Raw genomic sequence first — 11,487 nt, forward strand, 5'->3', positions numbered from 1 at the left:
TGGCATTTTTTGAAAGTTGTGGATAACAGGATACGGCAGATTTGCCTGGTGGAGATAATTCTGCGGAAACTCAAGTTTCTTTCCTGTTGACAACTTTATTTTCGTATAGTATACTGTTGTTTGTTCGTAGGAAAAACATATTGATATGCGCGAGTGGCTCAGCGGTGGAGCACCTCCTTGCCAAGGAGGGGGTCGCGGGTTCGATTCCCGTCTCGCGCTCTCTTTTTAGACAGTCCTGATTTTTCAGAGCTGTTTTTTATTTCCTTCCACACATTCATATTCCGGTCGTCGTCTGTACTTCTGGCCAGAAATAAATAATATAAATCTTGCTGCATAATTCATTCATAAAAGCTTATATTTTAAAAAATGATTTCATTCTAATATTGTTTTAATCTTTTGTTTCTATAATGGGAACTGCAAAAAGAAAGAAGGGATGATATATCATGCTGAAAATGAAGAAAAAGGGGACCGCAATAAAACCGGAATGTCCGGCTCTTGACAACATTGCCCAGGAGACCGGAAAACTGCTGGAAGCCGTCAGCACACTGAGTAAATTCGACGTCCAGCTTCGCTTTGTGTCAGGGGAGCTTTCAGAATATACAAGGGAAATGCAGGATATCAGTCAGGAAAATGTCTCTGTAACCGAGGAAACCTCCGCCGGCATGAATCAGGTGAACCATTCGGTAACCACTGCAGCGGACACTCTTCATGCGGTTACCGAAACCGCCAGAGCACTGGCCAAGAAGAATGCAGACAGCAAGGTTCTTCTGGATGAGGCTTTGCCGTTGTAGCCGAAGAAGTGAGAAGTCTGGCAGACGGCACCAAGCAATACCTGGAAAGCCTGCGCTCCTTCATGGCTCAGGTAAAGGAGGCCGCCGCCCAAAGCAGAACCTCCCTGGCAAAATCCTTAAGCTCCACAGACGCAATGGGGCAAAAGCTTGAGCTTGTGCACACTTCCGTATCCGAAAATGTCTCCATGCTGGACGATGTGGCAGGGGAGGTGGACAGTATCAGCACCGCCATTGGGTCTATCACAAGGTCTGCGGAAGAAATTGACCGCGCCATGGAACAGAACAGTCATGAAGCCCAGCGCTTAAGCGACGTGGCCCTGCATGTGGCAGGAAGCACCGATTCCAATACGGAATGCGCCGAGCAGGTAGAGCAGATAGACAATGTTTTGTCCGGTATTATCCAAAATATATATGCAAACCTGAGCCTTGGAGGCAGACAGGTAAGCCTTTCTGAATTCCAAAACGCAGTAGATAAGGCAAAGCAGGCTCATACCACATGGATGGAAAATCTGCAGCACATGGTGGATTCCATGACGCTTTCGCCCTTACAGACAAACAGCAGCAGATGTGTATTCGGACATTTTTATCAGATTTTCCGCAGCGACAACAGCCGTCTTGCACCTGTGTGGAATGAAATCGGAGCAGACCACAAAAAGCTGCACGAAACAGGCGGCCGTGCTCTGGATGCCATAAAAGGGAGAGACTCCCAGAAGGCTTCCTCACTTTTCAAAGAAGCACAGTCCTTGTCCCAGTCTCTGTTACTGAAGCTGGAGGAGGCAAAAAAGCTTGCGGAAGCCTCTTAAGGCGCCCTATCTGATTCTTACATAAATACTCTTTAAAAGCTTGTTATTGGGGTTTCTGACCTCCTTGGTCTCCACGAAGGCGAACCCTTTGATCAGCTTGCTGAGCTTGGTGTATTTATAGTTTCTTGGGTCAAACCCGGGAACTCTCCTGGAGAGGGAAACGCCGATTTCAGACAGATCCACCCAGCCGTCGTCGCCGGATTTCAGGTCTATAATGGACCTGATTTCGGCGCCGATTTCTTTCATGGTCGGGATTGCCGTTACAAAAGAGGACTCCTCTTCCTTTGCTTCTTCCTTAGTCTCATGCCTGGAACCAGCCGAAGCCTTCTGTGCGCCGGAGGTCTTTGCGCCTCCCTTATCCTCCTCATGAGAAATCTCCTGAGAGCCTTCGCTCTCCTCTTCCCCTTCCTCGTTCTCCTGATACAAAAGATCCAGATACTTAAATTTTTCACAGGCGGAGACCAGCGAATTGGGCGTTTTTTGCTCCCCCATGCCAATCACTGTCATTCCCGCCTCCCGCAGCCTGATGGCAAGCTTGGTAAAATCACTGTCGGAGGTAACCAGGCAGAAGCCATCCACCTTGCCGGAATACAAAATGTCCATGGCGTCAATGATCAAGGCCGCATCCGACGCATTTTTCCCTCTGGTATAATTAAATTGAAATACCGGCGTCAGGGCAAACTCCCGCACCTTCTCCTGCCAGGCGGAAACGCTGGCATTTGTGAAATCTCCGTAGATACGCTTATAGGTGGCAATGCCGTCGTCGTTTACTTCATCCATAATCAGCTTCGCATACTTCTTTGAAACGTTCTCTGCGTCAATTAAAACCGCTATCCTGCTTTGTTTATCCATCTTCTCTTTTTCCTTCCCCTTTATTCCTTCTGATACAGATGTATCTCAAAGGGCTGTAACAGTCCCTCTTTCTCTCCTGACACAAGCTTACATTCCGCGCCGTCCGAAATCTGATACCTTGCCTCCTGGTTTGTATGATTAATGGCAAATATCCATTTTTTCTGTCCCTTCTGACGAATGTTAAGCTCCACACCCTCATCTGCGCTGCCGATTCCACTCACTCCGGCGTCCGCAAGAACCCGGTTCATCACCGCCTCAAGCAGCTTTTGGGACGGCTCCGTGCCGATATAATAAACAACGCCCTTTCCGTAGGTATTCCGGGTGATGCAGGGAGCGCCTGCATAAAACTCTTCCTCATAGCTGGCCAGGGCTTCCGCTCCCAAAAGGGTGATAATATCACTCCACTTTTCTGCAAAAAATTCGCCATCCTCCTTCTCTCCCGCAAAGGAAACCTTCACATTCACGTCCCTGAGACAGTCATAATCCGGTATTTCAATGCCGCACAGATCGCCCAGCACACCGGGCAGCTCCCTGTCACTCATACAGATGTTATGCTCGTCCTTCACGCCTGTCCGCATGGTCAGCACCAGAGTGCCTCCCTCTCTTACATAGGAGAAGTATTTTTCCGCAAGCGCGTTCGTCATCAGATACTGCAGCGGAGCAATCACCAGCGGATACCGGGAAAGCTCTCCCGTATCCTCCACAAAATCCACGGGAATGCTCCTCTTATGCAGCTCTCCATAATACTTTAAAAGCTGCGTCACATAATTCAGGTCAGGATGCTGAGGCTGTATCTGAATGGCATATTCCTGACGGTAGGAAAACACTATGCCGGCCTGTGCCCTGGGAATGCTGCCCCAAAGGGCATCCATATGAGGAGAGAGCTTCCCTATCATGTCTTTCAGCTCCTGGTACCTTCTCCCCGGCCTTCCACTGTGGGGCAGAATACCATGCCAATACTGCTCCGTCCCTATGCAGCAGCTTCTCCACCTGAAAAACACCACACAGTCCGCCCCGTGGGCCACAGACTGGGCTGCCCAGGCCGCAAGCTGTCCAGGCACGGGACTTCTGCCCATGATCTGCCAGCCCGTCATGCCGGACTGCTGCTCCATAATCCAAAAGGACTGCCCCTTAAAGCTCCTTGTCATATCCAGATTGGCCGCCATACGCACATTATCCTCAAAGGGCATTTTCCCATAATATCCTCCGGGATACTGGTCATGGCTGGCAAAGTCAAGGGGCCTTGTCAGATCAAAATAATTCACCTTATCCGCAAACCCCATACAGTTGTGGGTGATAAAGTGGCGGGGGCATATCCTTCTTATAATGTCAATTTGAACCTGCTGAAACTCCACCACCAAATCCGAGCAGAAGCACTTCCAGTCCAGCATGGCGGAGGGATTTTCCCCTGTAACCGTCACAAGAGGCGTAAACACCTCCTCAAAGGAATTGTACTCCTGGCTCCAGAAGGCCGTCCCCCATGCCTGATTCAGCGCCTCCACAGTGCCGTATTTTTTCTCCAGCCATCCCTGAAAGCTCCTTCGGCAGGAGGGGCACATACACAGGTCTCCATGGGAATTGCCAAGCTCATTGTCCGTCTGCCAGCCTGCCACATTTGGATTTTCGGCAAAGTGCGAAGCCATGGCAGTCACAAGGGCCTCCACATACCTGCGGTAGACGGGGTTGGACTGGCAGTCATGATGCCTGCCGCCAAAGCCCCTTCTTCTGCCCTGCCTGTCCATGGGAAGAATCTCGGGATATTTGTTCACCAGCCAGGCCGGCGGCGCAGCGGTAGGCGTGCCGAGTATCACGGAAATACCGTATCTGCCAAGCAGGGAAACAGCCTCATCCAGCCATGCAAAATCATATTCTCCTTCCCTGGGCTCCATCTTGTGCCAGGAAAATTCTCCCATCCTCACTACCTGTATGCCCATTTCCTGCATAAGCGCTACATCCGTCTCCCAGCGCTCCCTGGGCCAGTGCTCCGGATAGTAATCCACTCCAAAATGTAAGCCGCTCCAATCTCTTTCTTTTTTCATTTTCCGCCCTTTCTTATCTTTTCTTTTATTCTTATTCTAGCAGGTAATTGCGAAACTCGCTCCCTGATATCAGAACCATGCCTGTTCCTGCCGCCACAAAAAATCCGTGGGCGGAAGCTCCTCACCCCTGGTCAGATAAATTCTGTCATAACGCAGACCGGAGCGAAGAGCATACAAGGACAAAAGATGCTCGCCTGAGGAAAGCTGCTGCCGCCACAGGGGCACATACCGGTAAATCTGCTCCGCCTCATACCTCCAAAGACAGCCTTCACCGTAAAGATGCTCCCGGGAAATAGGTTTCCCATCCACGCCTGCTGCCAGAAACGCCTCCTCTTTATCGTTGAATTTGGCAAGCAGCCACAAAGTGTAAACGCCGCCGTCACACCGAACCCTGTAATTTAAGGAAGGGGCTTCCTCCGTACCCTCCCACACAAGCCCCGGCTGTCTGATGTACATGGCAAATCCGCTCCGCCCATAGGATTCGCTGCTGCAATACTTCCAATGTTTTCCCTGGGTAAAGGCATAGGGACTGAAAGCCAGCGCCGACGCCGCATCGATCTGTATGCTTCCATCCCTTTCCTGAAATACCGTACTGCCCTGAGTGAAGTAGTATTCCGGCTCCACCTGTCCAGCGTAATACGCATCCCTTTTCACAAGGCCTGCAGCCGCCAGTCCATCCTCCTCCTTTTCCACCTGGGCATACACAATGGGTCTTGGTCTTAGGTCAATCTCTCCGTAAAACTCCCTGGACCATGCTTCCACATTCCAACGCCTGGGAAGGGACTGCTCCCCCTTCATACCCACAAAATGATTCTCTCTGCGCTCTCTGGTATAAATCACAAAATGGGTAAAGGCAAAGTATCTGTCCACCCCATAAAAAGAAATCTGGTGTTCTCCCGGCTCAAGATACGGCAGCTTAAGATACAATCGTTCCACATTGTTGAGCACATTGCGCTTCCAGGTTCCTCTCCACTCGTCAGTACTCTCAGATTCCACGATCTGGATAGAAGAACCGTCAACCGACACGCCGATGCGGATGCGGCCCACCGAGTCAAGGGAAGGAAATCTGTGGATTTCCAGCAGAAATTCTCCCGCCGACGTCACATAAAAGGGATAGGAAAGGGGCGTGCGTCCCTCCAATGTGCTTTCTGCAAAGTTTTCGGCCTCCATCAGGTTTCCCCAGCCTCTTCCCAGCCGTCTGACCAGCCGAAAGTCCGGGCTGGCCGCGCTGTCAGCCTCCACGCACACTATGCCGTCCTCCTCCAGGTTCTTACACTGGGTGGGAACCTGGCAAATTCTTACGGGAATCTCTACACAGCTTCCATCTGCCAGACACCTCACAAGAATGCTTCCCTGCCTGTCCTCCTTAACATCATCCACCTGTACCAGAATCCTTTTTTCTGTTTCTGCCCTTCCCCGGACGATAAAAATGCCGTGCCGGGAGCCGTCAGCTTCGGGATATGCTTCCGCAAAGCCCTCCCCGGCAAAATCGGGCAGACGCACAAAATCCGGCGCCTGTATTTCAAACTCAAATTCTCCATCTGTCCCGTTTCCGATCTCAAACCACTTGACGCCGGGTTTTGTAAACAAAAGGGATTCTCCCTCATTCCAGACAGTGACAATCATAGGACTTTTGCCATCTTCTCTTCCCTTCAGGGAAAGGGGAGGAGTGCACGCCGGCAGCATGGCCGCTCTCGGGGGCGGAAATCCCTCCGGATTTAGAATGCCGTCCCATTTTCCCCCCGCCATTTTTTTATTATAGTAATAAATAAGCTTTCTTCTGGCATCGTCAAAGGCTCTGCAAAGCCCCACATACTCTGCTGCTGCCTTAAGCTTTCCCTGAGTGCAGGATAAAGTGCTTCTGTCTCCGTAATAATACTGCAGATTGGTAAAATAAGCCGCATGAATCCGCAGGAGCACCAGCTGGAAAAAAGCGTCCTTTTCTTCCTCCTCCAGTCTCTCATACAAGGCATTTCCCCGGTCAAACAGCTCCTCGTACCTGTGGATGCGCACCGCCGCCTCGTCTCCGTAGGCAGTCTGGGAAAAAGCGTCCGTGTCCATATTTTCCAGCTTTCTCACATTGGTGAGCTGGGAAAAATCATTTAAAAGCTCCGCCGCTTCCCTTCCTATGCCGCCCTGGAAATTTTCGTCAATCCACTGTGCCGTCCAGGCCTCCACATCCCGGGTGGAATCCGTCTCCTTTCCTATATCCCAGGCAAACTGCAAAAAGAACATGATCTCCTGCTCTAAGGGCTTTATGGCGCCGCAGTTGAGCACCCACAGCTTGCGGATTCCCTGTTCATAGGCCTTTTTCAGCTCGTTTCTGGTATGCGCCAGAGGAATGGAGCACAAAAACACATAGGACATGCTGGGAGGTGCCCAGTAGGAATTGTGGTAATAAATCCCGTTTCCCCCGCTTCTTTTCTGCTCCTTTTTGGATGGATACCGGCGGATGTAGCCGTAATTGTCATTGGACCATACCAGAGTGATGTCCTCCGGCACCTCAAGCCCTCCGTCATAGAGAGGAAGCACCTCCTTGTAGGGCACAAAGGTCATCATGGTATCTCTTCCCAGGGTCTTTTCCAAAATATTCCTCTGATCCTTGATGATCTGGGACAAAAGCTGTATTTTGGCCTGCTTTTCCTCCTCCGGGGTGTGATACACAAGGGCGCTGGTCTCAAAGCCGGAGTCATGGATTCCTCTCATGCCAAGCGTGTAGCACGTCTCAAAATCCTTGTTCTGCTCCACGCTCTCCTGCCAGTATTCCTGCAGAATCTCCCTGTTTCTTCCCGGAATGGAGTAGTCATAGAGCACATTTTCATATCCCTTTTTGGCAAGCCAGGGCTTCCACTCTCTGTTGTTGGAGCGCATCAGCATATCACAGTGGCTTGTCCCCACCACGATACCCATCCGCTCCGCAAGGGCCCCGTTTTCCTTTTTAACATTAAAGGAATTCACGTGCATGGCAGGCCAGATATAATTTCCCTTCAGTCTTAAGAGAAGCTCAAACACCTTCTCATAGGTTTTCACCCCGATGGTGTCCTCCCCCATATGGCCCTTTACCCAGTCCTCCAGCTCCTCCTCGTCATTGATAAAAATTCCTCTGTACTCCACAGAAGGATAGTCCGCTTTTTCATATCCCTCCGGCAGCGAAAACGCCTGTCTTTTCCTGACAGGCACATCCGCAAAAAAATGCCAGGGAGAAACTCCAAGCATCCGGCAAAGCTCATAAATTCCGTACACCGTCCCTCTTCTGTCGCTGCCGGAAATAAACAGCCTGCCCTCCTTTACCTGCAGCAGATACGCTTCCCTTCTGACCATTCCTTTCTCATCAAAAAGCACCTTAAGCTCTGCCCGGTTTTGAGAAGCCTCCCTCAAATCCTTTAAAGTCTCAATGAAAATGTGGGCTTTCCCCCCATCCTCTGTGGAACCTGCTGAAATTCCAAGCACACGGCCGATATCCTTCCTCAAATTTTGAGAAGCTATCTTCACCGCTTCCGGCTCATCTTTTCCCACATAGATAAGGCATGGCTCATTCTGCATTATCTGAAAGCTCATCTGTCTCTTCTCCCTTTTCTATTCTCTTTTCTATTCCACCACCTTATCCGCATACTTGATCCGGTAAATCCTTCTTAAGGAATCATTGATACGCTCCTCGGAAATGGTGCCCTCCTGCACCGCCTGCAGCACACCATTATAGGCGGTTTCAAAATCCTCCGGCATCAGCAGCATATCGCAGCCGGCCCGGAGTGCCAGCACAGCTGCCTCATCTGCTGAATAATACTGGGAAATGGCAGACATGTTCAAGGCGTCCGTGATAATAACGCCATCATAATTCATCTCATTTCGCAGAATATCCGTCACCACAGCCTGGGAAAGAGAACAGGGCGTATTGTCTCCGGTTAAGGACGGCGCAGCCACATGTCCCACCATAATCATTTCCGCCCCGGCGTCAATTCCGGCCTGGAACACGGTAAACTCCTGTGCCCTGAATTCCTCTGCGCTTCTGTCCGTAACGGCCAGTCCGTCATGGGTATCCTGAACTGAGCTTCCGATTCCCGGAAAATGCTTCAGACACGCAGTGACATTCTGCTCCGAAAGCCCCTGCATCATGGATGTCACAAACTGGGATACAGAAGCTGCGTCCGAACCGTAGGAGCGGCCCTCCATGACGCTGTTTTCCACATTTGCCAGATCTGCAACCGGCGCGAAATCAAGGTTAAAGCCAAACTCCGACAAATAGCCTCCTATGGTAACTCCCGCCTGATAGGCGTTGTTGGGATCGCCGCTCTCTCCTATGGTCTGGGCGGAATCCACCGTCTGGCCAAGTCCGGCGTCCGCCACCCGTGCCACGCTTCCGCCCTCCTCATCCACAGCAATAAACAGCGGATACTTGGTATAAAGCAGTGTGTTGTCAATCATCTGGCTTAACTGCTCCCCCGACTGTATATTTTTGCTGAAGTAAATCAGTCCGCCCACCGCATATTGTGCCAAAGCCTCCTGGGTTCCCTCCCCGGCCTGCACTGCGGCTGACACTCCTGTGATGGCCTCCGGCTCCACAAGAAACAGTCCTGCCACCTTATCCTCCAGGGGCATTACTTCTATCCCTGCATTTACGATTTCATCCAGCTTCTGCTCGGCGCTCATCTCCTCCACAGTCTCTGCAGGCTCCTGCACCTGTATGGTTTCCTCGGAGGCAAATATTTCCTCCACCCTGGACTGATTATCCGCAGCCGCCTCCTTCTGCCTGCTGTTCCCGGCAAGAAAGCGCACCAGAAACACAATGCCGGCAGCCACTGCTGCAATCATTAAAATCAATACTATGTATGCGGCAATCTGGTTCCTCTGACGCCTTTTTCTGCGCTCTTCTCTCCTGTCTAGCTGTGTCTGATTCTTTTGTTCCATGGCCATCCTCCAAATAAGCTTTCTCTCGTCCAGAACATTATAACTTAAGTCCTGCCCTTTTTCTACTGGAAAAAGCTTGTCTGCAGGCTACATTCTGAAAATTACCAGATTCTCCTTCAGCTGGTCCGCAAGTCCGGTAAGCTCCTTGGAAGAAGCCTCCAGCCCGCCCATGGTATCGCTGACGCCCTGTACCGTCTCCATAGTGTCTCCAGCAAAGGACGCGGTCTGCCCGGATATCTGGGCAAGGCCTCCCACTGCGGTGCGGATGGCTGCCCCGAAGCCTCCCAGCTCATCTATACTCTTTTTGATCCCTTCTATATGGGTAAAGGAATTTTCTACCCCCCGGGAAACTGCGGCATACTGCTTTTTTGTATCCTCAAGCTTTTCCTGCTGGCGCTCCATGCTGGAAGTAACCTGCCCCATGATCTCCACCATCCGCTGAGAGGTCTTTAAAATTTCTTCCACCATCTGCTCAATTTCCCTGGCGGAGCTGTTTGACTGATCTGCCAGCCTGCATATCTGCTCCGCAACCACACCGAAGCCTCTGCCTGATTCTCCCGCACGGGCGGCCTCGATGCTGGCATTCAAGGACAAAAGGTCCGTCTCCTCCGCAATAGAGCGTATCATTCCCACCGCCGCATTAATGCTCTGCACAGATTTATTCATGGCTGTGATCTGCTCTGCCGCTCCCTGGACAAAATCCCTTGTGTCCGCGTTGTATGCGCTCAGCTCATTGATATTTTTTTCAGATTCCTTTTCCGCCTGGTTCATCTGTCCGGCGTATCCTGCAAGGGAATCCACCTCCTCCGTGATTTTGGCAATCTGCTCCCCGATCTTAATCACATTGTCGTTTGCTTCTGCCGTCCCCTCTGCCTGGGTCTTTGCCCCCGACGCGATTTCTCCCACGGCTCCTAAAACGCCGCCCACGGCGCTCTGGGTGGTCTGCGCCATATCTGTCAGCTTATCTGCGGAAAGGACTAAATTATCTGTGGATTCCTTTATATTGTTTACAATATCATATAACGCCTGCCTTAAGCGCACGCAGATCCGGTAGATGTCTCCCAGCTCGTCCTTCTTCTGAAGCAGCCTGGCATCCGGCTGCGCATCCAGCTCTCCCTTCATGATCCTTACAAGATATCCCTTGATTTTCTGCATGGCGGAAACCATTCTTCTGGACAGAACCATCACAAGCGCCGCCGCTATGACCACAAAAACCAGAGAAAAGACCACCATTTGCAGAATCTGTCCGTCTATCAGCTCCCTGACTGCAGAGGCCTCCATGGCGGCTTCCACCGCTCCGATGACAGAGCCGTCCGAATTGACCAGAGGCTGATAATAGACATAATATTCCCGCCCGCTGATCTCAGAATCCTTTAAAAACAACACCTGTCCCTCTCTGATTTGGGCATACTGCTCGGACGCAATCCCCGTTCCATTGACCCTGGAGCCGTTTTCATTCTGGATGGTGGTGATGAGTCTCATATTGTCAAAAAAAAGCGAGACCTCAAAGCCTGTCTTTTCCTTCAGGCCGTCGATCAGCTGCGTGTCGCCTGAAATGGTCGCATCCCCCTTTGTGACCCTTCCGCTCTGGCCCTTCTTGTAATCCCCCTCATACAGATTTGTATAAGTCTCGTTTACGCTGGCAGCCACAATCTGCAGCGATTTCTCAATTTCCCCCTCGATTCCCGTCTGGAGCGCTCTGGCACTGTAAACCGTGATTACAACGCACAGCACCAGCATAGGTATCTGGCAAAGCGCTACCAGCTTTTTGGAAAAGGTAAGAAAACGTTTTCTTTTTACTTTTCCCTTAACAACAGTTTCCTTCGGTTTTTTTCCTTTCACCTTTATCCCTCTTTTCTTTATAAAACTTGGAGCACGTCCTTTGAATTTTATATTTTATACAAATTTCGCAAGGTTTTTTTGCAAAATCTGTACAAAATCCCCCAATCTTCAAAAGGCGCGCTTGTAATAGACATGGGTATTGTATCATTATTACACAAAATGTTCAATGTTTAAGATTCTTGAGTTTCCGCAGAATTATCCCCACCGGATAAATCTGCTGCGTCCAGTTATCCGCAACTTTCAAAAAATGCCAAA

At 50.7% G+C, this 11,487-nt stretch carries 7 protein-coding genes and 1 tRNA gene; 3 read left to right on the forward strand and 5 right to left on the reverse strand.

The window, feature by feature from the left end; genetic code table 11:
• The first annotated feature begins 147 nt into the window (after positions 1-147).
• From SHK35_RS13315 to SHK35_RS13325, 3 genes are all read left to right on the forward strand, one after another.
• Positions 148-219 (forward strand) — tRNA-Gly (locus SHK35_RS13315).
• Positions 220-443: 224 nt separating this feature from the next.
• Positions 444-791 (forward strand): hypothetical protein, encoded by a 348-nt coding sequence (locus SHK35_RS13320; protein WP_318710145.1) that lies wholly within the window; start codon positions 444-446, stop codon positions 789-791.
• A gap of 8 nt (positions 792-799) precedes the next feature.
• Positions 800-1,594: a methyl-accepting chemotaxis protein gene (locus tag SHK35_RS13325; protein WP_318702974.1), complete on the forward strand. Its 795-nt coding sequence runs from the start codon at positions 800-802 to the stop codon at positions 1,592-1,594.
• A gap of 6 nt (positions 1,595-1,600) precedes the next feature.
• On the opposite strand, the gene SHK35_RS13330 is transcribed toward SHK35_RS13325, so the two are convergent.
• The 5 genes from SHK35_RS13330 to SHK35_RS13350 form a co-directional block, all read right to left on the reverse strand.
• Positions 1,601-2,446: an NYN domain-containing protein gene (locus SHK35_RS13330; protein WP_318702973.1), complete on the reverse strand. Its 846-nt coding sequence runs from the start codon at positions 2,444-2,446 to the stop codon at positions 1,601-1,603.
• A 20-nt stretch (positions 2,447-2,466) separates the two neighbouring features.
• Positions 2,467-4,485 (reverse strand): beta-galactosidase, encoded by a 2,019-nt coding sequence (locus tag SHK35_RS13335; protein ID WP_318710146.1) that lies wholly within the window; start codon positions 4,483-4,485, stop codon positions 2,467-2,469.
• A 69-nt stretch (positions 4,486-4,554) separates the two neighbouring features.
• On the reverse strand, positions 4,555-8,043 hold the full coding sequence (locus SHK35_RS13340) for a glycosyl hydrolase 115 family protein (RefSeq protein ID WP_318710147.1): 3,489 nt from the start codon (positions 8,041-8,043) through the stop codon (positions 4,555-4,557).
• 30 nt (positions 8,044-8,073) lie between these two features.
• The gene (locus SHK35_RS13345) at positions 8,074-9,390 is read right to left on the reverse strand and encodes a glycoside hydrolase family 3 N-terminal domain-containing protein (protein WP_318702970.1); all 1,317 of its coding nucleotides are present in this window, start codon (positions 9,388-9,390) and stop codon (positions 8,074-8,076) included.
• Positions 9,391-9,477: 87 nt separating this feature from the next.
• A complete protein-coding gene (locus tag SHK35_RS13350) occupies positions 9,478-11,232 on the reverse strand; it encodes a methyl-accepting chemotaxis protein (protein ID WP_318702969.1) in 1,755 nt (584 codons plus the stop codon).
• Positions 11,233-11,487 lie beyond the last annotated feature (255 nt).

The organism is Candidatus Acetatifactor stercoripullorum (assembly GCF_944382095.1).
Lineage (GTDB): Bacteria > Bacillota > Clostridia > Lachnospirales > Lachnospiraceae > Acetatifactor > Acetatifactor stercoripullorum.

Excerpts from the sequence above, each read along its gene's own strand:
- SHK35_RS13320 (WP_318710145.1), top strand. The coding sequence starts at position 444 with ATGCTGAAAATGAAGAAAAAGGGGACCGCAATAAAACCGGAATGTCCG.
- SHK35_RS13330 (WP_318702973.1), bottom strand. The coding sequence starts at position 2,446 with ATGGATAAACAAAGCAGGATAGCGGTTTTAATTGACGCAGAGAACGTT.
- SHK35_RS13335 (WP_318710146.1), bottom strand. The coding sequence starts at position 4,485 with ATGAAAAAAGAAAGAGATTGGAGCGGCTTACATTTTGGAGTGGATTAC.
- SHK35_RS13340 (WP_318710147.1), bottom strand. The coding sequence starts at position 8,043 with ATGAGCTTTCAGATAATGCAGAATGAGCCATGCCTTATCTATGTGGGA.
- SHK35_RS13345 (WP_318702970.1), bottom strand. The coding sequence starts at position 9,390 with ATGGAACAAAAGAATCAGACACAGCTAGACAGGAGAGAAGAGCGCAGA.